A 24,708-nucleotide genomic window follows, 5' to 3' on the forward strand; every position below is an offset into this window, starting at 1 on the left:
TTGCTGGTATGGCAGCAGAAGGTAACCCTTACACAGGTTTCCTATACGCTGGTTTGATGATTGCAGCAGATGGTACACCGAAAGTGATTGAATACAACTGCCGCTTTGGTGACCCTGAAACTCAGCCTATTATGCTACGTTTACAATCTGATCTGTAGAGCTAATCGAAGCGGCTAACCGCGAAGAATTAGATAAAACCGAGATTCAGTTTGATTCGCGTGCTGCTGTAGGTGTTGTGCTTGCAGCCAAAGGTTACCCAGGCTCTTACCCTAAAGGTGATGCTATCTCAGGTTTACTGGTTGAGTACCCTGAAGGCGAGAAAGTATTCCACGCGGGCACTAAGCAAGACGGTGACAATGTCGTGACTGCCGGTGGCCGTGTACTGTGTGCAACTGCGCTTGGTGAAACCGTGACAGCTGCGCAGCAGCGCGCTTATGAACTAGTTAAAGCGATTGATTGGGACGGCGTAGAATATCGCACAGATATCGCCTACCGAGCGATCGCCCGAGAAAGCTAAACGCCCATCGTTTTAGTATGTGAAAAAGCGAAGCCTAGGCTTCGCTTTTTTTATGCTTAGCAATTTCTTACACTCTTGCTACTGCAGCGCTGTGACAATTTGCTACACTTTGGCAAACAACAACACTCGAAGCTAATCTATCTTGCTATCACGCATTAACTTTTATCATTTTATTGCCTGTTTCCTTTTCGCTATTTTATGCCTCATCGTTTCAGTTCTGATGATGAATTTAGCGTCGCCAGCGCAACAATACTCCCTCACGAGCAGCGATTAGACATCGCTCAGAGCTATGCCGTCCTTCCCGAACCAACACGAATAGAAAAGGTAAGGGAGCGCGCTGAGGAGCTATTTCATACAGGTTCTTGGGAACAGGTTCCATGGCGTTTTGGCAATCAAGAATATTGGTTAAAGCTCGACATTAAAAACAAGAACAAAAGCCACCGCGACTTAGTATTGCGCTTTGATAACCCCATGCTCGATAAGCTGACAATTTATCGCATCAGCAGTAACGACATGCTTGAGGAAATAAAACACTTAGGTGACCTGCAAATTGGCTTAAGTAAGCTCGAATACGCCATGCCGCACTACCACCTCTCGTTGGCGGGCAGTGAACGTCAGCAAATTTTAGTGGCAATTAACACTTCAGGGATCAGCAAAACACCTTTAACTTTGCATGAGCTCGGCGCGTTTGAGCAACTAAATCGCAATGCGTTCTCACTGTGGGGAGTATTTGTTGGGGTGCTCTTAATGACGGCCGTATATAACATTATCTTGTATTTCAGCATACGAGATCGCGTTTATTTGGTCTACGTGGGTTATATTCTTTCAGTGATGACGCTACTCGGTATTGTATTGGGCTATGGATTTTACCTTTGGCCAGTGCAATGGCAGTTATATCTCCACCACCAAGTTATCCTCAGTAACTACGCCATCGCCATTACCACTCTTGGCTTTTGTATTATGTTCTTGCGCTATCACAAGGACAAAGACTTAGCCTATCGTCTAGCTGTACGCTACCTTCAATTGCTCATTGCACTTTGTTGCATCAGTATTTTCTTGCCAGAAAACTATGCCGCCCCAGTGTTCTTCTTAACCATGCCGGGACTGTACATAATCTGTTTATGGTTGATTTATAAAAAGCTGAAATCGGGCTTTCGTTGGGCCAAGTTTTACATTTTATCTTGGCTACCCTTGGTGTGCTCTGCAGCGGTGCAACCTCTGGAACTGACTGGGGTGTTGAAATATAGCTACCTGACTCGTCACGCATTTTTATTTGGTAGCCTTTTAGAAATAGCACTCATGGCCTTAGCCTTGGCCGATCGAGTGCGCTATCAACGTAAACAGGCCCTTTACCATGCCACCCATAACAACGACAGTGGACTGCTCAACTACACCACGTTGAGTCAGCGTGTAGAGTCACTACAAAAACACAACCAGCCCTTTTCTATTGGGATTATTCATATGCGATCCTTTGGCGGCTTACAAAGCGTATTAAACGTGGAACAAAGTAATAATCTGCTGCGTAATGTTGCTAGTAATTTGTCGGACAATGTCGGTGAGTTGAACTGTTTTAATATTGTCCATCATAGTGACGAAAAGATTGTCGAGCTCAGTGGTGGCTGCTTGGCCTTCATTTTTCCTTATCACGCCCGCAGCGTTATCAACAATAAGCTACTGCATATCCTCGCTCGCCTGGATAAACAGTTTGAGATAGACACACTGACCTTACATGCTGAATATCAAATGGCTGTCATTGAGGGCCTCTCTCCTGATCACAATGTTAAACAGCTCATCGAACAAGCTTGTCATAGCTTGCACAAAGGTTCGATTATGCAATGTCCCGTGTTGTATCTCGATCAAAATGAAGAGCCTAAGCCAAATCAACTCGCTTTGGCGGCGAAGCTTCAGCAAGCGATGAACAAAGGTCAATTGAGACTATTTTATCAACCTCAAGTCGATCTCGACACCATGCAAGTCAGCGGAGCGGAAGCGCTACTGCGTTGGCCTCAACAACAACGTCGTGACTTTACGGTAGAGAATATTATTGAACTTGCTGAACAAGTTGGACTCATCAATGACCTTACGTTGTGGGTCATCAACACCGTATGCCAAGATATCGCGGCACAAGGCGACTCGTGGAAAAATCACAGTGTATCGGTCAATATCAGTGCGAGAGACATTCATATTGATGACTTCGCTCAAAAGCTTTCAGATATGCTCAGTTATCACGAAATCGCACCGTCACAAATCAAGCTGGAACTGACTGAATCTGCGCTAGTAGACGACATCCAAGCACTCAAAGCACTCATTGCCCGACTAAGTGAACTCGGTATACGCGTGGTATTGGACGACTATGGTACTGGATACTCATCATTGGAGTACGTGCTGGAGTATGCTTTCTGTGAATTAAAAATAGACAAACATTTTGTCCTCTCAATGGCACAATCGACACATCACCAAGCAATTGTCAGAACCACCATAAATATGGCGCACAACTTAGGCTTGCTGGTCACTGCTGAAGGGGTTGAGACTCAGGAAGTTGCTGCATTGTTGAGGGAATACAGAGCCGATAAGGGCCAAGGTTATCTGTTTGCCAAACCGATGCCCTTGGATGATTACTGTGATTGGCTTGCACATCACCGCTCACTTCACTAGCGCGTATACACGGCTACAGTGAGTTTGCTACCATAGCCCGATAACAATCGCATCGGGGCGTTACATGCAAGGTACTCTAAAAAAAATGAAAACGCAGCTTGGCACTGACCAAGCTGACGCTGTGCAATATCAACTGCCAATTGGCGAGCATTTATTACCTCTCAATGATCTTATCGGTAAGCCTGTAACACTGACACATACAGGTAATATTTTCTGTAGTAGTTGTGGCAAGAAAACCAAAAAAAGTTACTCACAAGGCCACTGTTTTGTGTGCATGCGTAAACTCGCCAGCTGCGACATGTGCATCATGAAGCCAGAGACCTGTCACTATGAGCAAGGTACCTGCCGAGAGCCGCAGTGGGGCGAAGAAAACTGTATGATCCCTCACTACGTGTATCTTGCCAATACGTCAGGATTGAAAGTGGGCATTACACGCCACACGCAAATACCAACGCGTTGGATTGACCAAGGTGCGACATCTGCACTGCCGATTATTAAGGTGCAAACGCGCTTACAATCAGGTTTAGTCGAAGTCGCACTTGCTGAATTTATCGCTGATAAAACCAATTGGCGTAATATGCTCAAAGGCACTCACGTGGACGTTGACCTCATTGCTGCGCGTGAAGAGTTACTGCCGCAGATTCAAAGCAAGTTAGATGAACTCGCTGAGTTATTTGGTGCAACTGCCATAGAAGTATTGGATGAGGAAGTAGTGAATATCAATTATCCAGTCGATAACTATCCAACGAAAATTAGTTCATTCAACTTTGACAAAGAAGCGGGTGTGAGTGGCGTTTTACAAGGCATTAAAGGCCAGTATCTCATTTTTGATACCGGCGTTATCAACATTCGTAAATTTGGTGCGTATGAGGTCGAGGTAGACTATAGCGCGTAGCAAATTCACTGCTACTGCAAGGCTTCCCAAGCAAGAAGCCTTGCAGATAATCACAATTCAATGCATCTAAAAATGCGCGCTGACACGGCTTTTCAACCCCTTCTGCCACCACTTCTAGGTTCAAATTCTTCGCCATAGCCACGATGGCACTGACAATTTCACTGTTGCCATATTCATCCGGCACCTTAGCCACAAAACTTGAGTCTATTTTGAGCTTGTCGATAGGTAGCTTAGTCAAGTAACTCAACGCGGAATACCCCGTGCCAAAATCATCGAGGGCTATCTTTACGCCCAACTGTTTTAACCCCGCCAAGACTTTTTTGGCTTGCGAGAATGATTCAATAAAACTGCTCTCTGTGATCTCTAATTCAAGCCCAGAAGCATCGACCTGATACTTTCCAATCGCGTCTTTAAGTAAATTAACGAGTCCATCATTGCAAAAATGCGCAGCGGAAATATTGATTGCTAGTCGGCCAGTCCACTGCCCTTGATTTTGCCAATGCCCCAGCAAGGCACAACTATGATTGATGACCCACACATCGATGGCGGTGATTAACCCCAACTCCTCGGCAAGGGGAATAAACTGACTCGGAGACACCATGCCTAAATGAGGATCCTGCCAGCGGATCAGTGCCTCAGCACCAACAAGCTCACCTTTTTTACCACTCATAACTGGTTGTAAATGAAGCTCAAATTCATCTTCTTCGAGCGCTTGCTTAATGCGACTCGTCATGGTCAAACGCTCTAATGAGCGCGCATTCATGGTCGATTTATACAACTGATATGAATTACGCCCTAAATCTTTAGAGCGATACATGGCCACATCAGCGTGCTTTAGCAGACTATCGAGTGTGGTGCCGTCGTCAGGGTAAATCGCGACACCGATGGACGTGGTGACTGTGATATTGTTTTGGGCCAAACAAAAACTGGCATTAAACTGCGCCAAAACGGCCTCAGCGCAGGCAATGACTTCATCAACATTGTCGACTTCATTAAGCAACAAGGTAAACTCATCTCCGCCTAGCCTTGCTAAGGTATCACCACTGCGCACACAGTGTTGTAGTCGCTTCGCGACTTGTTTTAGTAGTTCATCGCCAATACTATGTCCCAGACTGTCATTTACGCCTTTGAAATGATCCAAATCGATAAACATCACGGCTAGGCGTTGCTTTTGCCGCTCACTGTGCGCCAAGGCGACGCTCAAACGGTCTTTGAATAAACGACGATTTGGTAGCCCAGTCAGATCATCAAAATAAGCCAGTTTGGCAATTTTACGCTCAGCAGCCTTACGCTCTGTGATGTCGGTAAATATGCCAGCATAGACCACATTATCGTCACCTTTTTCTTTTATCTCGATGATGGTGAGCCATTCGACATAGGTATCGCCGTCTTTACGCCGATTGCAGATTTCGCCTTGCCATACGCCATTCGCTTCTATGGTTCGCCACATACCTTTATAAAACTCAACGTCATGTTGACCTGAACTAAGCAGCTTAGGAGTTTTGCCAATGACCTCGTGACTCGCATAACCAGTAAGACGGCTGAACGCGGGATTTACCTGTAAAATTGTGCCTTTCCTGTCTGTGATCATGATGCCATCTAACGATGCAGCGATAATCTTGTTCGCCAAATACAGGTTCTTTTGTGACGCCTGCAGGGCCGAATCACGCTCCGCTAACACTGCGCGCAATTCAGTTAAATAGGCTGATTCAATCTCTGTATTAATGTGCTTTAAGGTCAATACCCCCAGCACTTTGTCGCCAGTACTTTGTGAGTCGACTACAACAAGATGACGAATATTGTGTTGATGCAATTTGTGATAAGCACGGAGCAAAGTATCCCGTGTGGTGACGGTAATCAGATCTGTACTGGCGAAATGCCAGCAAGTTAGCTCGCTGTCACTATGCAATAGCATGTCTAACACATCAGCAGCAGTAATAATCCCTAGTCGGCCTTCATGCTCTACCAATACTGCATGGGTATTTGACGTCGCCATTTGCTTGGCAACATGGGTAATACTCGAACTTCCCGCTAATCGAGGTACCTCTTTATCATAGTGTTCACCGATAAGCTTCAAATGTAGGTAATGTTCCAATCCTTGGCTATCGACAATATTTGCCAAAGACAACATGCCAATGGGCGTTTGCTTAGCATTAACAACAACTAGATGGCGGATCCCCAAATTAGCGCATTTCAATGCCGCATCGCTGAGCTTCTCATGTTCGCCAATAGTGTGTACAGGTGATGACATGTACTCGCGAATACTAAGGTGTTCGCAGCCATTGTTCTGAGATTGGAAGCGAATGCAGTCTGATTCCGTCCAAACCCCCACCACCGACTCACCATCATGGATAGCAATAGCGCTGACGTTCAATGAACGCATCTGCGTAACCACATGTAAAACACTGTTTGATGGCTCACAAAAATAAAGCGGAGATGTGCGTGCATCCTTGACCTTGTAATCCCGCGTACTCAGTTGCATGGCTTATCCTGCTGATAGTAGTATGCTGATACTAGTCAAAGGGACTGTTTTTTGGATTGACCTAGGACAAAAAATGCACGAATTTTGTTACCCAATTCTCCTCGTGGAGCCAGAGTTTACGGACCTTTTAGAGGCACGAGAAGAACTTCAGTTAGCACTCAATGACAATGTTGAGTTCATAGTGGATAGTCACTTCAATTACTATGATGTCGATGGCGACCCCATTGAGGCTCGATTCGAACAATTAGTTAAAGCGTTAAAACATACTCTCAGTCAGGAGGGCCATTGTTGTAGTGCTAAAATGCACCTCACCAATGAGGCGCACGTCTTCGAAGCGATAAAGGAGATGATTGATTAGACACTAGGGTTCATAAGCAGTTAATTGGCCACGCAAGTAATGCTCGACACCACGGGCCAATGCAGATAGATGATAACCCCCTTCTAAGAAAGAGATTACCCCAAGAATATCGTTGTGCTGCGCATACTCACAAATCCGCTGACTGAACCATGCATAGTCCTGCTCTACAAACTTGAGTGCCGCCATATCATCTTCTATATGCGCATCGAATCCAGCAGATACAAAGATTAGTTGTGGCGAGAAATGAACCATAGCAGGGAGCCACTGCCCCTCAACGACTTCACGCAGCGCATTACCATCACTAGCAGGTGGCAGCGGTGACTGAATTAAATTCGCGCGCGTTACGCGTTCAGGGTTGGGATACAGTGGATTTTGATAAAGCGAACACAACAACACCTTGTCGTCATCTGCAAAAATACTCTGTGTGCCATCTCCGTGGTGCACATCAATGTCCAAAATAGCAATGCGTTCAATGCCTTGAGCTTGGGCATAACGTACTGCGATGGCTAGGTTATTAAAGATGCAAAAGCCTGCACTGTGCTCTCTACTGGCGTGATGGCCAGGGGGGCGTACCGCACAAAATCCGGCATCAATCTGCCCTGCGAGAATTTCATCGACCGCAGTCAGACCTGCGCCAACAGCGCGTTCAACCGATGCCATGGTTTGTGGGCAAAGGTGAGTGTCGCCATCTAAGTCAGCGTAACCTTGTTCAGGAATACGTTGTTCCACCAAGCTAACTAATTGCTCACTGTGCACACGAAGATAATCGTCTCGCTGCGCTTTCCGGGCACTGATGTGCTTGAGAGAAAGATCTAATCCGCTGGCTAGGATGCGATCTTGAATCACATCAAGGCGGGCCGCCGATTCAGGATGATCATCGCCCATATGATGACGACGACAAGCAGGATGACTAATGACGGCGATTCGTGACATGCGTGAAAACCTTTGACCTTTTACCTAAGATCATAACAAAGTCGCGGGCACACAGCCCTGCGACTTTGGTGTTAGAGCCCTAACGCGCCGCACAAGCAACTAAACCTTCTGAGTTACTTTTTTGGGCGCAAATCGAGGTTACGAAAATCAAAACTAAAGTCAGTGACGGCAGTAGATACCGCATGCATCTTTGCTTTTTCGACTTTATTTTCATTGTTTAAGGTAAATTCGATAAAGGCGTCCGCCTCTAGTAACGGCTCATCCCATTTCACCACAAAGGTATTGCCACTGTGGTGGATAAGCTGGCCCTTAAGACGTTTAGTATGCGTAAAATCAATACGCAGCGCGCCATCCAGCTCCTCAATCACAACATCTCCGTACCAGTTATCATGTAAAGTGCCGGTATAATAAATGTGTGGTAAGGCGCTTTGGTAGTCTTCAACGAGTGCTGGCTTTGCATTCGCATAAGCCTTTTCTTTACCTTTGAAATGTCGTTCGGCAAACATTTCGACGTAGTCTTTGTCTTCCAGCTCCAACGCTTGCTCAAAAATTTCTTCGGTCACCGCTGATAGTGCTGCGAACGCTTGTTGGTTTGATAACACCACCACACCTAACTTTTTCTCAGGGATCAAGGAGACTTGCGACACCATGCCAAGAATGCCACCGCCGTGGCCAACGCGTTTGTAGCCGTGATAATCATTAATAGACCAGCCTAAGCCATAACCACTGAACTGCTGACGCGATGCGTCGAAGGCGCTTTTAGAAACTGCTCGGTTGATATGCGGTAGCCACATTTGTTGCTGCTGTTTTTCAGAGAAAAGTGTTTCGCCATTGGCCATCACACCGCCATTAAGCTGCGTGTTCAACCATAAGCTCATCTCGTTCACGTTCGACGCAATGGCCCCTGCACCACGGAAATCTTCAAGGTAGTTCACAAAGAAAGGATGCAACTTGCCGTTGAGTGGAATATTGCCCGTCGCAAAGTTTTTATTGTCTTTATCGATACGTGAGAACCCAGCGCGTGATTTTTCCATCCCCAGTGGCTGCAGCATGTTTTGTTCAACAAAGTCTTGCCAGCTCATACCACTGACACGCGCAACCACTTCGCCTGCGGTGACGAACATAAGGTTGTTATACGCGTAGGTACTGCGAAAGCTTGATTGCGGTTTGAGATGCTGCAGACCCGCGAGGATATCCGTGATTGATTTGTCCGTATCTGGCCAAATCATCAGATCTCCCTGCCCCAACCCTAAGCCGCTGCGATGACTTAACAAGTCGCGAATGGTCATTTCACGTGTCGCATAAGGGTCATACAAACGAAACTCAGGGATATGGTCAATAACCTTATCATCCCAGCTTAACTTGCCCTCATCCACCAGCATCGCCAACGCCGCACTAGTAAATGCTTTGGTGTTAGAAGCGATACCAAATAAAGTGTCAGCATTTACAGGCTCTTTCGTATCAAGATGACGCACACCAAAGCCTTTGGCGTAAGCTACTTTGCCATCTTCAACAACCGCAACCGCCATACCAGGGACATCAAAGCGCGCCATGGATTGTTCAATTGCTGCCGTTATTTTTTGTTCGTTTAATTTAGCGTCAGCGTTAAAGTGCATTCCTGCTAAAGCGGCACTCACAAGCAGGATAGATTTCAATTTCATTATTATTCCTTAAGATGAATCTGCATTTCGTGTTGGCGGCGCTCTCGGTTTAAGTCCTCAACACTCGCTTGGTTTTTGATTGATTCTATATAGGTTTTTGGCAAATCGGCCTCTTGCGCACCTAAGTGCACATGCTGCACATACCAATCGAATGGCAAGGCGACTTTGTCGACCGTGTTAGCAACATAGCAGAACGCCGATAACAATTTTTCATTTTCAGATAAAACCACATCAACATGCGCCACATCGTAGCGAGGGCCTTCAATGCGATGTAATTGCTCTTGTTCTTCACCATTTAGTTGCCATACCACACCATAAACCAATCGCTCATCATGTGGGTGGATAGTGCATTTTCCTGAGCCATCGAGGCTTAGCATATCAAACGCCAGTTCATAACCGTGTAACCGCGCCACACCTATGCGCTTGGCATCGGGTAAACGCGCCTTTAATCTATGCGCTGACATGTTCGAGCCGAATGAAAAATAGTACTGAGTCATAGCAACACCACCTGAATAGCTAAGGCAATTAACACCACGCCAATGGCTCTATCAAACCAAAAACCCTTAGCGTTAAAGAAACTTCTCACCGCATGTTTTGATAAAATTATCGTTAAAAATGAGAACCACAACCAAGTTGCGATCGCCATGTACACACCATAGCCCAATTGCACCGCTTTAGGTGTTTGTACAGACACCACCAAGGTAAATAACGACAAGAAAAATAAGGTCGCTTTGGGGTTGAGCGCATTGGTTAGAAAGCCACGACGAAATGCGAGTGCTAAACCTTGATGCTGATGCTCTTGAAACTCCGGGGTATCTCCTTCGCTAGGCTTTGAACGCAGTGCTTGCACACCTAGGTAGCCCAGATACAAAGCAGCGATATATTTGAGGACCATAAACACAGTTGGCGCTTGAGAAATCAGTAAAGCGACACCAAGCAAACAATAAATTACATGCACAAAGATACCAGCTCCAACCCCAGCACTGGTTGCCAAGCCATTGGCGCGACCGTAGCTCACGCTGTGTTTTAACACCACGGCAAAGTCCGGGCCCGGACTGGCGACCGCGAAGAAATGAGCGATAGCAATGGCCGCAAATTCTGGCCAGTAGTTCATGCTTTTTCCTCACTAATTAGCGATAGCAGTAAGGGGTCAGCGCTTTGATTTGCGAGCTGTTTGAGATCCTTTGTTGCCTTTTTAAAGTAACCGCGTAAATGTCCTTTAAGATGCTTAGCAGCGTGTTGTTCGCCCTTAATTACGCAAAACAAGGCTAACAAAAATACATGTTGTTGCTCAGAGAGCTCACTGCTGCGATTAGCATAAGGGTTGTAGCATTTGCCACATCCACCGCGGAACTGATACACGGTGTTACTGAGCATCACACCAAAGCCAAAGAAACTGGCGATCACTTCAGTCGCCGCATTAACAAACTCTTCCCCACCAAGAGGCAGTTGTCGCGTCTGATAAATCATCACCCGAGCAAATGTTTGCGCGAAGCTGGCGATAAGATCTTGAGGCTGATTTATCTGCTGTGGGTTATACGACACGAATACAGCACCAGATGATTGCTGTAATACGGCTGATTCACCACGCAAACTACCTGTGAATTGCATCAATGGAAAATTTTGTGGTGCCGCCTGATTAGGTGCAACCAATTCGATTGGCCAAGCCTGTAAGCCGGCATGCTCTTTCACTTGCGCAAAAACCTGGGTCGCCATTTGTGCGACACTGGTGCTGCGTCCTGCAAAAAATTCATTGGTTGGCAGCACAAGGCGACTGTGTTTGAAGAAGTAGTCGCCATCGAAGTGTTCATACGCCCACAAAAATGTATCCAACAACCATTGCTGTTCATTGGCATCGAGTAGAGGAGAAGGTTTTAACCAGCTAAACATATTAATTTTATTACTTGAAAAGTCTGTTGCTAGCATATCAATTCAAATAAAAAATGACAGTCACCTCGGGCCTCCCTGACACGAAAAACTACACAAAAACTGCAAAGAGCTATCGTTCCCTGATTAGTTTGTTAAAATTCCCAAAGCAATTGACTGTACCTTTAATTGGCGCAACAATATTCCCAGTCTCTGGCATTTTCCATTAAATGTGCTAAACCATAGCACAGCGCATACATTACAAGAGTTTCGTTATGCCCCATATTATTGTTGAACACTCCGAAGACCTTCCTGTATTACCGCAAGTGCTCGTCGAAAAGGTGCATCAAGCAACCTTTGACAGCGGCCTATTTGAACTTGCTTCTATCAAAACTCGAACCGTTGCTTACCAGCATTACAAATTGGGCGACGGCAAAGAAGGGTTTATTCATATTTGTGCCTATATCATGGCGGGGCGCACCAACGAGCAAAAGCAAATGCTCAGTAAGCAACTTCTCGAGTGTCTGCGCACATACTGTCGTCGCTCTTACTGCCTTAGCGTCGACGTGCGCGATTTAGACCCTGAAATTTATCTGAAATGTTAGATAGCCGCGAACATTAAATAAGGGGCATCGAAGCCCCTTATTTGTATACCATTACATCTATTTGCGGATCTTTATAGGCGCTGTACAACAACCAATTTTTCTGTGGTACATAGGACAACCCCATGTTTCTGGAGAAGCCTCTTTGTTGCACTCGAATCACGTCTTCTGCTTGTTCAGTCGTCATATCAAATCGACTGATTCGATAATCTCCATGGCGCAAGTTAAAGAAATAAACAACCTTATTAGAATAATTCCAACCATAGTCAGAGGATAAGCGTACTTGTTTACTTAATTGCGTACTTAGCTTGGTGCTCAAATCCAATTTCCACAATCGTTTGCTCGTCAACTTCGAATACAGCAACGTATTTTCATCAACAGCCATCGCAAACGAACCACCATCTTGCGTCAGCTGCTCCAATGCATTCGTTTGTAAATCAATTTGATAAAGTTGTTTGTCATCGGAAACATAAAGCTTGGTGTCGTCCATCGACCATGTCGGGCGACCAAAATAACGTAAATCACTGCCAACTTGGCGTGCTCTACCCGTTTGCATATCGTAAATAAACAGATGGCTACTGCGCGTACTAAACGCACCAAAGGCAATATAACGTCCATCATGAGACCAACTTGGGTGCTCAATACTCATTCCTAATTTAGTGAGTTGTTTGCGTTCTTGGCCATTGAGACTCGCTAGCCAAAGCTCATCTTGCCCTGTTTCATTCGATACATAAGCTACTTTGTCGTTATTCTCACTGTAGGATGGAAAGCGCAAGCTATGATCACTGAGCAAAAGAGGAAACGGCGTAGACGCCACTTCTGCGTCTAAGCTCAAGTGCATAATAGACTTTGGAATGCGCCAACGGTGATAGTAGAGATCACCATTTTGCGCATAATGAGGGTAACTGAAACCAGGTATATCAATAGTTGTCAGTTGATTATTATTGAGGTTCAAGTGGTAACCTTGACGTCGCCCTTGCTCAATGACCGAAAAGGTCACTTTATTTTCCGTTGGGTGCCACGCCAATCCCCTTACATCAAGGAACCCAGATGTAATCTGTGTTTGTTCTTTGCTCTTCACGTCCAGTAAAAAAAGCTCTTCATGTCCAGTCGGTAAGTTGCGACTCACGACAAGCTGCGTACCATCAGGTGAAATAGTGAGCGCTTCATCACGATAATCACACCCATGTAAGCAATCTATTTGTTCACTTAAGCCGGAGTGTAAGTCACGTATGTGAGCGACATTGGTTGTTCCTGTTGCATCTAAACCAACATAAGCAAGTAGCTCACCATTGGCTGACAGTGAGACATCGCCACTACGACGATACAAACACTTATCAATCACTTGTACTTCATCGTTTAACAGAGAGTGCTGCACAACTTCACAACCAATTTTGCCACCTTTTCGATAGTAAAATACTGAGTTCATATCAGCACTGAAAACACTGCGCCCTTCATGATAGGGGGTTTGCGTCAAAGGTTGAGCTGGCTCACTTGGAGACAATAAATTTTGTTTGTAAAGATTGGTCGGTTCATCGAGCTGATACCATGCGTACAACAGCCAATGACCATCAGGAGAAACGCTTGGATAAAGCTCTCGACCTAATTGATTGGTAATTTTGTATACTTGCTTTTCGCTTATTGGCTCACTAACGCTCGTATCGGAATCTAGTATGAACCATGCCAATAACACAGTGAATATCACTGCCACAGCAGCAATAATCGGTGTGATGGCAACCGTTTTCTTTGCATTAGGTGTAGTTGTTTGAGTAGAAGTGACCGGCTCAGGCAACACTCGCAAGCGATAGCCCGTTTTGCGCAGTGTTTCTATATACTCCTGCTCATCATCACATTGTTTGAACGCTTTGCGCAGGTGCCAAATCGCGTTTGTGAGTGCCTTTTGACCAACATAGGCATTACCGCCCCATACATTGTCAATCAATTCGTCTCGGCTAACAGGCTGATTATAACGCTGTGCTAAGTAACACAGCACTTCCATAAATTTGGGCTGCAACGTTGTCACCGTACCACCGCAAGATACGGTACACATCGCCACGTCTACTTGGCAGTTGTTTAGTTTAAACTCGTTGCCCAATTGCACTTTCGAAAGCTTTCCTGCACTGCTGTTTTGTTCACTGCAAACAGTCTACACGATGCAAAATGCTTAACAAAACAGTTTGCGATGAAGACTTTACATTCATACATAAAACATTGAAATAAAAGGAATAGATATTAAATAGATATAAAAACGTTTGATAAACGACATAGCTAAATTGCATCGCTCCCTGAACCTCGTTACAAGAGTTACAAGTAGTTAACCAACTATGAGGGCGTGTTGACCTTTGCTGTGTATTTTTGCAGTAGCTATTTGGCAGTACCTACCCTCGCTGCGGCACACGAAACCGACCACCCCCAGTTTTCGGTTTTAGTGTGTTTGCAGCACCCAAAAATCCAATAATAAAGGGAATAACAATGTCTACTTCAAAACCAAGCCTACAAAAGTGCTTGCTTGCTGTGGCGATTAGCGCGTGTTTTGGTGCACAAGCCGCCGATGCAGATGAACAACAAATCGAGCGCACTAACGCACCCTCAAGTAATCAAGAGCAAGAAGCAAAAGAGCAGCCGGAGAAAATTATTGTTACCGGTTCACGCCTTCGTCGAACCAACTTTGATACACCCTCGCCCGTAGTCAGTATTAGCCGAGACGAAATTGAAGATACAGGGCTTGGTTCGTTGTCAGAGATTCTTGTAGATCAAATCCCGGGGATCAGCGAAGCATCAAGTAACACTAACTCTCAATCCAGTGTACAAAATACCGGTTTATCGACCATCGACTTACGCGATCTTGGTACTGACCGTACCCTAACTCTGATCGATGGTCGCCGTGTGGTTTCCAATAGTTACAGTGGCAATTATGTGAGCCTTAGCACGATTCCATCTGGCATGGTACAACGTGTAGAAGTGATCACCGGTGGTGCATCAGCAGTATATGGCTCAGACGCAATCGCTGGTGTGGTAAACATCATCACGCAAAGCGATAAAGTTGGCAGTGAATTGAAAGTTCGCGGAGGTAAAACACCTGAGGGTGGCGGTGAAGAATTCACTATTGATGCAGAACATGGATTTACTTTCTCAGGTGATAAAGGCTATGGCTTTTTTAGTGCCACGTGGGACCGCCAGTTTGGTATCGATTATGCCGACCGTGACCGTGCAGCCATTGAATCTAGCTTCGACTACAACACTACCAAGATGTGTAATGAGATGAACACCATCGACGGTGACCAATGTATGCGTGACATCACTCAAGCCGATTGGCGTGAGCGCAGTGATGGTACATTTGGAGGCGTTTTTGAAGAAGGGCTAAAAGCGGCTGATGGCGGCTATTGGTACAATGAAGACGGCTTACAAACAGGTTGGAATGAAGAACGCGATGGTATCAACCTTGAACAGTTCGAAAAACTAAAAATTCCTAATGACCGTATTGCCGCAGCATTCAAGCTTGATTACGACATCAATGACAGCACACGTGCTTATGCGCAAGTTCAGTACAGTAAGAACACGTCAGTAAACGTCAAATCACCAGAAGATGAATATGAAGCAGCTGATGTATTGATTATCGACCCAGAAACCGGCGCTGCGGGTGAAGTACGCCCAGGCTACATCGCGCTCGACAACCCTTTCCTACCGGATGAAATTCGCGAAAATGCCAGTGGCCGTATTAACTGGGATCGCCGCTTTGCAGAAGTGGGCCCGGTTACCACTGACAATACCCGTGAAACAATTCGTAGTTGGGCAGGCCTTAAAGGCACCGCATTTAATGATGAATGGGATTGGGATTTGTCTGTTGGCTACGGCACATTTGAACAAAAACAAAAACGCTTGAATGAGCTAAACGTGGTACGTGTTGCACAAGCACTTAATTCCGAACGTTTAGACGACGGTACAATCCAGTGTAAAGATGCCGATGCTCGCGCAGCTGGCTGTGTGCCGTTGAATATTTTCGGTATTGGTTCAATCACACCTGAAATGGCTGACTGGATCCGTTCAAACCCGACAATTACAACCAACATTGAACAAGTTAATGTGCAGGGTTACATCACAGGCGATCTTTTCGAAATGCCAGCAGGTCCAGTGGCTACCGCGTTTGGTTTTGAATACCGCCGTGACACGCAAGATGTGATTACCTCTAAGGATCAGCGCTACGGTGGCGTAACCTTTAACGTGGTACCCACGTTCTCGGGTGATATGGATGTCTATGAAGCGTTTGCCGAAGCCTCATTTCCACTGCTAAGAAATGTAGTTGCTGCAGAAGCACTGGATTTTGAAACCTCACTGCGTATCGCCGAATACAGTCCTGAAGGAATGGACACTATGGCGAGTTATCGAGCGGGCTTTAGCTGGGTGCCTATGACGGGCTATATGCTCCGTGCTAACTATTCACGGGCGCAACGAGCACCCAATATCACTGAGCTAATGTCGCCACCGCGCGGAGATTTCGACAGCTTTACTGATATCTGTGATGGCGTTACCGCAACCTCCACTGAACCCGGTCACGCAGCATGTCGTCAAGAACCCGGCATTGCTAAGGCTATTGCCGAGTCAGAAGACGGTATCTTCGTAGATGAAAACAACAGCTACTCACCGAACACGGGTAACGAGTTACTGAAAGAAGAAACAGCCGATACCTATACACTCGGCATCACAATGCAGCCTCAGTTCGCACCGAACTTGGGTATCTCCTTTGACTTCTATGACATTCAAATTAGCGATTCCATCGAGCAAATCGGCAACGAAGACATACTCAATGAATGCTATAACTCAGCAAATGTCGCATTCGGTGACGGCAACAGCTATTGTAATGACATAACTCGCGATGATGATGGTCAAATCACAGAAATCCTGCAACGTGTGTTCAACTTGAGCGAAACGCGAACCCGTGGCTACGATATTGCCGTTAGCTACAAATACACCATGACTGACTGGGGTAGCTTAGACCTTAAATTGGATTGGAACCATGTGACCGAGTACAGCATCACCTATGAAGGCAATGATGGCACTGTCGTTAATCATTACGATGGTGAATTAGACTCAGGTATCTTTACCGACAAAGCCCGTGCGTCGTTAACATGGAAATACGAAGACTTGCGAGTTCGCTGGACTACGAAGTACAAGAGCGACATCGTCGACAGCCATGATCGCGTAGAGGACATGAACGAGCTATTCGCAGAAAACGCCGCGGCATGCGCTGCAGGTGAAGATAGCTGTGTTGAGAATCCTGAAAAGCCGCTGTATTTGTACTACCCGTCATATATTACGCATAACATTTCATTGTCCTATGACATCGACCTAAATGGAGGCAATGACTTGCGTCTATTCGGTGGTGTGAACAACCTGTTCGACGACAAAGGCCCATTCATCCCTAATACAGGTGACAATATCGAAACAGGTCTTGGCAACTTTGACAGTGAATACGGCGGAGGTGTAGGTCGCTTTGTTTACGTTGGTGCCGAGTTTGAATTCTAAAACCCGGTATTTACCCATCCAAGGCTCACATTAGTGGGCCTTTTTCAATTTTAGGGGGTGCGATATACCCCTTGTGCATTGGCATAAGCAAGTGCATCAAAATCAGGGAGTTGGAGCTGTGCATACCCTTGCCAAACATCTTCATAAGAACACGAAAACAAACACAAAGGAAAGTTACTGGCGAGCATCACTCGGGAGCTCGAAAGCGCTGTTATTGCAGAGTCTATAACCTGCTTTTGCCATGCCAAATCAAAGTCAGGTTGAAGGATTTCCCAGCCAGAACATTTCAGATATACATTCGGGTAAGGGGCTAATAATGATAAATTCTTCTGCCACTGGTTAAAATTATCCCTCGTGACTAAACCTGCATGATTAATCACAATAGTAAGCTCCCCAAAGCGCTGTGAGTAATCCACCAAGGCATGTGCGAGGGTATCATCACTCAGTTCAAACTGCGCTTCCCACAACAATCCTTGCTGCTGTAACAACGCAAGATTGTCACTGACATTGACGTCCAACAGACGCCTCCCCTCATCACCTTCGGTAATATCGCGGATGCCACGCAATAAGGGATGAGCAAGTTCAGCAATAGCCTGTTTAAATTGTTCTGGGGGGGAATCTAACGAGGCAAAACTGACCGCTGGACCATTGAAGTGTTGGCTGTGCAGCCACTGCATTTCACGGATAGGGTGTTGATTATCAAACCCCGCTTCGATGTGAGTGATCCCCAATAAGCTAAATTCAGCACCAAGCGTTAAATCAGCGACGCTAAAATCGCGTTGGATACGTTTTTTTTGCGGCCAAAATGGCGCGCCTTCACGCTTCAGCCAGTGATACTCCCCATGAGCATAATCGAATAAATGCACATGGGGGTCGAAGATACGTTGGGTCATCTATTGTGTCGTGTATCCGCCATCTATCACTTGCAATGAACCAGTAATAAAGCTGGCTTGATCACTGACAAGGAAGGCAACGAGACTGGCCACTTCTTCAGGCTGCCCAAGGCGGCCCAATGGCTGTTGCGCAGCTTCATCTGCGACAACATCCTCTTTATTTGCTCCGACTCGCTCACAGTAACTATCAATAGCACTGTGGAACAGTGGTGTTTCAATGGTGCCTGGACACACAGCATTTGCACGAATGCCGAATTGGGCGTAATCCAATGCGGTTGTTTTTGCCATTGAAGCCAATGCTGATTTTGATAAATTGTACGCAAACGAGTTGCGCTTACCCACTATGGCTTGGTCAGAAGAAATATACACAATTGCGCCTTGGTGAGCGTCACGCATAATAGGCAGTACTGACTGAGTCGCAGCAAACGCGCCTTTGATATTTAAGGCGATAACTTCATCCAGTAAGGCCTCTGAGGTTTGTTCTATCGTGGCACTGCGGTGAATTCCCGCGTTACACACCAATACATCGACGCGTTCTTCTCGCTCACAAATCTCTGCGATGACACGCTGCACACCCGCTATATCACGCATATCACAGTGGCGATATTCCCCCTTATCCGAGGTAACGATATCCAAGTTGTAAACGCGAAATCCTTGCTCTTCAAGCTTTTCTACAATGGCCAGACCAATTCCTTTGCTGCCGCCCGTTACAATAGCAACTTCACTCATACTCATTTACGCCTTGATGTACTTATCAGCTAATACTAGCATCAGCGATAAATAAAAATATAGGATTAAAAATAATGACATTTCGTCTTGATATGAAAGTACGCGATTATGAATGCGACTTGCAAGGGATTGTTAATAATAGTGTGTACTTCAACTACTTAGAGCATGCTCGCCACGAGTATTTACTTGCAAAGAACATCGACTTTGCCGCCCTTGCACGCGATAAAATAAACCTAGTCGTAGTGCGCAGTGAAATGGACTACAAAAGCTCTTTGATGCCAGGCGATGCGTTTTATGTCACGGTTGAAGTGGTGCGTGAGAGTCGATTAAAGTTCGCATTTATCCAGCATATTTATCGCACCCATGACGATAAATTGGCATTAAAGGCAAAAGTCATTGGCACTTCAGTGAATGCGCAGGGACGCCCTTTTGTGCCCGAAGAACTGGAGAATCTGTTTACTGTTTAGGGCGCGCCTGAAAAGTAAGAGTGTGGGCACCGTTGAGTACTAAGGTGTCTGCACCAACAACAACAGACGGCATTGCCTTCAGCGTCTGCAGCAATACTTGCTCAACATCAACATCAACTTGGTCACATACCTTGTATGTCATACCCAAATTATCTACTCGCAGGCGCTCATCTTCAATGACACTGCTGGCAAAGAAGTCGTTACATCCCGTATGACCTTCTATTTCCATTGCATCAATAAAGCGAATATGTGCGCTACTAGCAATCGAATTGGCATCGACTTTAATCAGTTGCCAATATTTAAATTGTACATCCTCTGCCAACCCTTGATCTGTCGAAGCGCAACCAAATAAACACACACTCAGCAAAATACAAAGCACCATTATCTTTTGCACAATCAATACCCATTACAATAAAACAAGCCACGGGAGGCATAAAGGCGACATGCTAAATCAACGCTGCACACTTTGCACTGCCGAGGATGTAATAAAGTGCTATAAAACATAACTTTTAACTTCCTTTTTACACCCATACACGCTTTAGTATAGAGTTAATTACAGACTTCTCATCAATGAGGTACATTATGGACAATCGCTTTGTAAAACCTGCACTTGTTTGTGCACTGACTTCCCTACTTTTTGCGTGTGGTGGCGGTGGTGGTAGTAGTGAGACTACAACGCCTCCAACATCTTCGACTGGTTGGGTTGCCGGTCAATTTGCGCCATCTGAACAATTCAAAGGTCAATGCGCAGCGCTCAACCAGAAAAATTGGCTACGATCTTGGAGCAATGAAACTTACCTTTGGTACGATGAAATCACGGATAGAGACCCTGCCTCAGTTGCTGATGTTATCGACTATTTTGATTTGCTCATCACAGAAGAGAAAACCGCATCCGGTGCAAACAAAGATAACTTTCATTTCAGTATTCCAACTGCTGAATGGGAACAGAGTCAACAAAGCGGCTCAGTCATGGGCTATGGCTTCAACTATAAGATTGTTAAAGCAGCACCTCCACGAGAAGTCTATGTAAGCTATACCGAGCCTGATACAGCAGCCACAACCGCGGGCGTGCAACGTGGTTGGGAAATCGTTGATGTCAATGGCGTTGATGTGGTTAACGCCAATTCACAAGAGGCTGTAGATGCAATTAATGCCGCATTTTTCCCCTCGCAAACGGGCGTACAAACTGACTTTACCTTTAAATTGGTTGGCAGTAACGAAGAGCGCACTATCACGCTAACTTCCGCACAAATTACCCAAGACTCGGTAATGAATGTAAAAACAGTGAGTACTACAACGGGTAATGTTGGTTACGTACAATTTAACGACCACAATGCTCCTGCTGAACGTGAACTCTATGATGCATTTAATTACCTAGCAGCACAAAACGTAAGCGACCTGGTTATTGATATGCGTTATAACGGTGGTGGCTATCTGGCTATGGCTGCGCAACTCGGCTACATGATTGCCGGCTCAGCAAATACCAGTAATCTGGTATTCGAGCGGACCATCTTTAACAACAACCCAAGCAACCCGCTTTCTGAGAATGCGCAATCTTTTCCATTTTTTGATGAATACATCGGTTTTGATCCAGATTCAGGGGTGAGTGAAGGCTCCCCTTTACCTAGCTTAAATTTAGAGCGAGTGTTTATCTTAACTACGGGTAACACCTGTTCAGCCAGTGAAGCACTCATTAATGGCTTGCGTGGAATTCCACAAAGCAGAGGCTTTGAAGTGGTTCTGATTGGCGGTAAAACGTGCGGCAAGCCTTATGGCTTCTACCCAACAGATAACTGCGATACGACCTTCTTCACCATCCAATTTACCGGTGTAAACAATGCTGGATTTGGGGAATATGCAGAAGGCTTTGCACCGCAGAATTACACAAGCAGTAATTTTAGCCCTGTTCGCGTGACAGGTTGTGCGGTTGCCGATGACTTTACTCACCTACTGGGTGATACCAACGAAGCGATGTTTAATGCCGCATTGGACTATCGAACTTCGGGAGCGTGTCCAGCGCCAACCAGCACTGCTGGCTTAAAAGGTTATGCTGTCAGTGATGCCAGTGCGCAAATTGGTGAATCAATTAGTGACAATCGTTGGCAAAGCACATTGCGTAACAATCGCATCATGACACCACTGAATAAGGAGTCACAATGATGCGCTGCGCAAAGTTACTAGGCCTACTTGCTTTGGCATCATCCAGTGCCTTGAGCGGCTGCAATAGCACCAGCAATGATGAAGAGTTTCGCCCGGCAACCTTGAGTGAACCCAGCCACCAGCAGGTGGCTGACATCGTCGCGCAACTTGTGGGAAGTCAATCGGTGAACCTCAACACCGATGTGTTTATGGAAAAAAGCTCTTTGGTAATTGAACCGCCTAAAATAGCCGATGCTAATGGCAACCCAATCATGGGAAAACAATTGGAAATGCCACAGCGTTTTATGCTGCTCACCGATGGCAAACAGTGCTTTATTCGCCATCTGAACTCTGAGCAGGTTATTCCAACTCCGCAACTCTCCTGTAAAGAGTAAACGTAAAAAAAAGAGCCAGCATCATGCTGGCTCTTCTCTATGTTTGTTCGATGTCGGTTATTTAATTTCTACGCGTGTAGAGCGCATCACCACTTCATCATTTAGTTCAATGCCAATACCCGGCGCCTCACTGACTTTGAACTTGCCGTTCACGGGTTGTGGATCTTGAATACACAGTTCGCGGTTCCATTTCTTAATGGCATAAGTGTGGTGCTCGTGAATTAAGAAGTTAGGAATAGCAGTTTCTAGATGCAAAGACGCCGCCGTAGCAACAGGGCCACCACACACATGCGCTTGAATACGCACGTCGAAAATGTCTGCGTAATCACACACTTTCTTGGTTTCAGTAAAGCCACCGCACAAGCCGATATCGGGCTGCAACACATCGATACTTTGGTCTTCAAGGTAAGGACGCACACCCCAACGGTTATATAAGCGCTCACCACCAGCAATCGGCACTGCTACTTTGTCGGCAACCTTGGCGTGCAGTGAATGATTGAGATAATTCACTGGCTCTTCGTAGTACATACAATCAAATTCTTCAGCGATTTCACCAATTTGAATGGCTGATGTTGCCCCTGGAAGACTGTGACATTCGAAAATAATGTCCACTTCATCCCCCACCGCTTCGCGAATGGCCTGCATACGTGCGCGGTATAGCTTCATCTCAGCGCGTGAGATGATCTTGGTACGGTCATAATAGGTATTACCATGCTTGTCGTACTGGATAGGGTCAACTTTTACTGCATCATAGCCCTCAGCAATCGCTTTGAGCGCCGCTTCTGCATATTCCTGCGGCTCAACAAGCGCTTTGAACTCACTGTCCCAGTCAAACTGCAATTGCGACGCATAGGTACGCAATTCGTCATTCACTTTACCGCCAAGCAGTTGATAAACAGGTAATCCTAACGCCTTGCCCTTGATATCCCAAAGCGCCGTATCAATCGCACTCATCGCTGCATACACCACAGGCCCTCCGCCTAAACCCCAGAAGCTTTCACGCAACATACGTGACCACAGCATTTCTGTTTGGAACGGGTCGTGGCCAATCAAAAAGGCTTCAGCCATTTCTTTGATCATAGCCGCTGCAGCACTGTGTCCTAAATCATAAGCTAGGCCAGCTTCACCCACACCACTGATCCCTTCATCTGTATGGATACGCACAAATACAGGTGTCCAAGCAGGACGGTCTGGGCAGTGAATGTCGAAAACTTCAACGCGATTAACTTTCATATTCTTTCCTTCTTACTCGGCAAAGCTTGGGTCTAAACGATACGCTTTGCGTAACATTGCAGGCCATGCTAACTGCCCGCCAGTACTGCCGCTGTGCACCACATTGGCTTGGTTGTAAATGTTATCTATGATTGGCTGTGGCACGCGAATAGGCGATTGATTCATGCTTTGGATTGCCACTTGGATTTCACATGCACGCTGCAAGTCGTAAAAGCGCATAAAGGCATCACCCACGGTCGGACCCACAGTGAGGCCACCATGGTTAACCAACAACATATGATTAGTCATGCCCAAATCGTTTTGCAGGCGCGCCTTTTCTTCGTCATTAACCGCAAGGCCTTCATACTCGTGATAAGACAATGACGGCAGGGAAAACATCGAATGCTGCGAATAAGGCTGTAATCCGCCCTCAACACTGGCCACAGCGATGGTTTCTTTGGTGTGTAAGTGAATAACGCAGTGCGCATCGTCTCGCACTTCGTGAATAGCACTGTGGATTGTAAATCCTGCAGGATTAATTTGATGCGGCGTCTCATCAACAATATCGCCTTGTAGATTCACTTTCACCAAATTAGAGGCGGTAACTTCATCAAAGCTCAATCCAAAAGCATTTACCAAATACTCATCGGTACCCGGAATACGCGCTGACATATGTGTGTAAATCAAATCGCCCCAACGAAAATGTTCAACCAATCTATAGCATGCGGCTAAATCAACACGAAGGCGCCACTCTTGTTCACTGACCTTATCTTTTAGGCTCAATGGGGGTAAATGGGGGATCACACTCATAGGTCTTTCCAATCACTCAATAGATGTATAGAAGTCTAAATACTTCTCAAATGCTAAGCAACAAAAAACCACCGTTCGAGCATGCTCAAGCGGTGGCTTTCTTTGCAAATAAATAGCGTGTTACTTACTGAACACCAGCAAGGTAAGCTGCGATTGCTTCAAACTCTTCGTCTGTTACATTTGCTACCATGGCTTTCATTGCCATAGACATACCGTTGCTACGCGCACCCGACTTGATGTCTTTCATTTGTGCAACCATATAGTCTTTGTTTTGGCCCGCAAGCTTAGGGTAAAGAGGCATGATAGGCGCTTTACCATCAGCACCGTGACAGGTGTGACAGTTTTTCTCAGTGTATAGAGCCTTACCATCTGCTGCTTGTGCATTCATTGCCATCGCTGACATAGCGATAGCACCGGCTCCCATAAGTACTTTTGTCATTTTTTTCATAGTATTTACTCTTATTTTGACGGTAAAAAATTAGAGAGGTTGTGCCCCACTAGCAATCAGTGTAGACCCTTGTCCCTAACACTAGCAACTTACAATTAACCCAACATTACTGCGCCAATACGT

General features: G+C 45.8%; 21 protein-coding genes and 1 pseudogene. 9 read left to right on the forward strand and 13 right to left on the reverse strand.

Annotation, left to right across the window (positions count from 1 at the left end; genetic code table 11):
* The 3 genes and pseudogenes from ACH19P_RS14820 to ACH19P_RS14830 all read left to right on the forward strand — a co-directional run.
* Positions 1–517, forward strand: a pseudogene (locus tag ACH19P_RS14820) (phosphoribosylamine--glycine ligase); the annotation flags it as partial.
* A 198-nt stretch (positions 518–715) separates the two neighbouring features.
* On the forward strand, positions 716–3,172 hold the full coding sequence (locus tag ACH19P_RS14825; protein WP_462159376.1) for an EAL domain-containing protein: 2,457 nt from the start codon (positions 716–718) through the stop codon (positions 3,170–3,172).
* Between the two features lie 64 nt (positions 3,173–3,236).
* The gene (locus tag ACH19P_RS14830; RefSeq protein ID WP_462159377.1) at positions 3,237–4,067 is read left to right on the forward strand and encodes a DUF2797 domain-containing protein; all 831 of its coding nucleotides are present in this window, start codon (positions 3,237–3,239) and stop codon (positions 4,065–4,067) included.
* On the opposite strand, the gene ACH19P_RS14835 is transcribed toward ACH19P_RS14830, so the two are convergent.
* Positions 4,015–6,549, reverse strand: coding sequence for an EAL domain-containing protein (locus ACH19P_RS14835; protein WP_462159378.1), 2,535 nt, complete (start codon positions 6,547–6,549; stop codon positions 4,015–4,017). The two genes, ACH19P_RS14830 and ACH19P_RS14835, sit on opposite strands and share 53 nt — an antisense overlap.
* A 73-nt stretch (positions 6,550–6,622) precedes the next feature.
* Between ACH19P_RS14835 and ACH19P_RS14840 the strand changes: the two genes are divergently transcribed.
* A complete protein-coding gene (locus ACH19P_RS14840; protein WP_462159379.1) occupies positions 6,623–6,907 on the forward strand; it encodes a hypothetical protein in 285 nt (94 codons plus the stop codon).
* Positions 6,908–6,910: 3 nt separating this feature from the next.
* Here ACH19P_RS14840 and ACH19P_RS14845 read toward each other — a convergent pair whose 3' ends face one another.
* The 5 genes from ACH19P_RS14845 to ACH19P_RS14865 form a co-directional block, all read right to left on the reverse strand.
* Positions 6,911–7,840 (reverse strand): histone deacetylase family protein, encoded by a 930-nt coding sequence (locus ACH19P_RS14845; protein WP_462159380.1) that lies wholly within the window; start codon positions 7,838–7,840, stop codon positions 6,911–6,913.
* 113 nt (positions 7,841–7,953) lie between these two features.
* The gene (locus tag ACH19P_RS14850) at positions 7,954–9,501 is read right to left on the reverse strand and encodes a serine hydrolase (RefSeq protein ID WP_462159381.1); all 1,548 of its coding nucleotides are present in this window, start codon (positions 9,499–9,501) and stop codon (positions 7,954–7,956) included.
* Positions 9,502–9,503: 2 nt separating this feature from the next.
* Positions 9,504–9,998, reverse strand: a complete 495-nt coding sequence (locus tag ACH19P_RS14855) for a gamma-glutamylcyclotransferase family protein (RefSeq protein ID WP_462159382.1) — start codon at positions 9,996–9,998, stop codon at positions 9,504–9,506.
* Positions 9,995–10,615 (reverse strand): LysE family translocator, encoded by a 621-nt coding sequence (locus ACH19P_RS14860; RefSeq protein ID WP_462159383.1) that lies wholly within the window; start codon positions 10,613–10,615, stop codon positions 9,995–9,997. Before ACH19P_RS14860 ends, ACH19P_RS14855 begins: the two co-directional genes overlap by 4 nt.
* A complete protein-coding gene (locus ACH19P_RS14865; RefSeq protein ID WP_462159479.1) occupies positions 10,612–11,391 on the reverse strand; it encodes a hypothetical protein in 780 nt (259 codons plus the stop codon). The genes ACH19P_RS14860 and ACH19P_RS14865 overlap by 4 nt, the downstream gene beginning before the upstream one ends.
* Before the next feature lie 251 nt (positions 11,392–11,642).
* On the opposite strand from ACH19P_RS14865, the gene ACH19P_RS14870 reads away from it, so the two are divergent.
* Complete coding sequence (locus tag ACH19P_RS14870; protein WP_462159384.1) at positions 11,643–11,972, forward strand: 5-carboxymethyl-2-hydroxymuconate Delta-isomerase; 330 nt, start codon at positions 11,643–11,645, stop codon at positions 11,970–11,972.
* 37 nt (positions 11,973–12,009) lie between these two features.
* Here the strand turns inward: ACH19P_RS14870 and ACH19P_RS14875 are convergent, their stop codons facing one another.
* Positions 12,010–14,070: a winged helix-turn-helix domain-containing protein gene (locus ACH19P_RS14875; RefSeq protein WP_462159385.1), complete on the reverse strand. Its 2,061-nt coding sequence runs from the start codon at positions 14,068–14,070 to the stop codon at positions 12,010–12,012.
* Positions 14,071–14,441: 371 nt separating this feature from the next.
* Between ACH19P_RS14875 and ACH19P_RS14880 the strand changes: the two genes are divergently transcribed.
* Positions 14,442–17,492 (forward strand): TonB-dependent receptor plug domain-containing protein, encoded by a 3,051-nt coding sequence (locus tag ACH19P_RS14880; RefSeq protein WP_462159386.1) that lies wholly within the window; start codon positions 14,442–14,444, stop codon positions 17,490–17,492.
* Positions 17,493–17,542: 50 nt separating this feature from the next.
* Here the strand turns inward: ACH19P_RS14880 and ACH19P_RS14885 are convergent, their stop codons facing one another.
* Positions 17,543–18,385, reverse strand: a complete 843-nt coding sequence (locus ACH19P_RS14885) for an amidohydrolase family protein (protein WP_462159387.1) — start codon at positions 18,383–18,385, stop codon at positions 17,543–17,545.
* Positions 18,386–19,114 (reverse strand): SDR family NAD(P)-dependent oxidoreductase, encoded by a 729-nt coding sequence (locus ACH19P_RS14890; RefSeq protein WP_462159388.1) that lies wholly within the window; start codon positions 19,112–19,114, stop codon positions 18,386–18,388.
* A 74-nt stretch (positions 19,115–19,188) separates the two neighbouring features.
* Here ACH19P_RS14890 and ACH19P_RS14895 point away from each other — a divergent pair, with 74 nt between their 5' ends.
* Positions 19,189–19,581 carry an acyl-CoA thioesterase gene (locus tag ACH19P_RS14895; protein ID WP_462159389.1) on the forward strand — a complete coding sequence of 131 codons (393 nt, stop codon included), beginning with the start codon at positions 19,189–19,191 and terminating at the stop codon, positions 19,579–19,581.
* On the opposite strand, the gene ACH19P_RS14900 is transcribed toward ACH19P_RS14895, so the two are convergent.
* Positions 19,571–19,975: an META domain-containing protein gene (locus ACH19P_RS14900; protein WP_462159390.1), complete on the reverse strand. Its 405-nt coding sequence runs from the start codon at positions 19,973–19,975 to the stop codon at positions 19,571–19,573. The two genes, ACH19P_RS14895 and ACH19P_RS14900, sit on opposite strands and share 11 nt — an antisense overlap.
* A gap of 188 nt (positions 19,976–20,163) precedes the next feature.
* Between ACH19P_RS14900 and ACH19P_RS14905 the strand changes: the two genes are divergently transcribed.
* Together ACH19P_RS14905 and ACH19P_RS14910 are read left to right on the forward strand one after the other, a co-directional pair.
* Positions 20,164–21,741: a S41 family peptidase gene (locus ACH19P_RS14905; RefSeq protein WP_462159391.1), complete on the forward strand. Its 1,578-nt coding sequence runs from the start codon at positions 20,164–20,166 to the stop codon at positions 21,739–21,741.
* On the forward strand, positions 21,738–22,115 hold the full coding sequence (locus ACH19P_RS14910) for a hypothetical protein (RefSeq protein WP_462159392.1): 378 nt from the start codon (positions 21,738–21,740) through the stop codon (positions 22,113–22,115). Before ACH19P_RS14905 ends, ACH19P_RS14910 begins: the two co-directional genes overlap by 4 nt.
* A 57-nt stretch (positions 22,116–22,172) precedes the next feature.
* On the opposite strand, the gene ACH19P_RS14915 is transcribed toward ACH19P_RS14910, so the two are convergent.
* The 3 genes from ACH19P_RS14915 to ACH19P_RS14925 all read right to left on the reverse strand — a co-directional run bounded on the left by ACH19P_RS14915 (position 22,173) and on the right by ACH19P_RS14925 (position 24,576).
* Positions 22,173–23,348, reverse strand: coding sequence for a mandelate racemase/muconate lactonizing enzyme family protein (locus ACH19P_RS14915; protein WP_462159393.1), 1,176 nt, complete (start codon positions 23,346–23,348; stop codon positions 22,173–22,175).
* Between the two features lie 12 nt (positions 23,349–23,360).
* The gene (locus ACH19P_RS14920; RefSeq protein WP_462159394.1) at positions 23,361–24,137 is read right to left on the reverse strand and encodes a class II aldolase/adducin family protein; all 777 of its coding nucleotides are present in this window, start codon (positions 24,135–24,137) and stop codon (positions 23,361–23,363) included.
* 124 nt (positions 24,138–24,261) lie between these two features.
* Positions 24,262–24,576, reverse strand: a complete 315-nt coding sequence (locus ACH19P_RS14925) for a c-type cytochrome (protein ID WP_462159480.1) — start codon at positions 24,574–24,576, stop codon at positions 24,262–24,264.
* Between the last annotated feature and the right edge of the window lie 132 nt (positions 24,577–24,708).

It is taken from the genome of Pseudoalteromonas sp. GB56, from assembly GCF_054923835.1.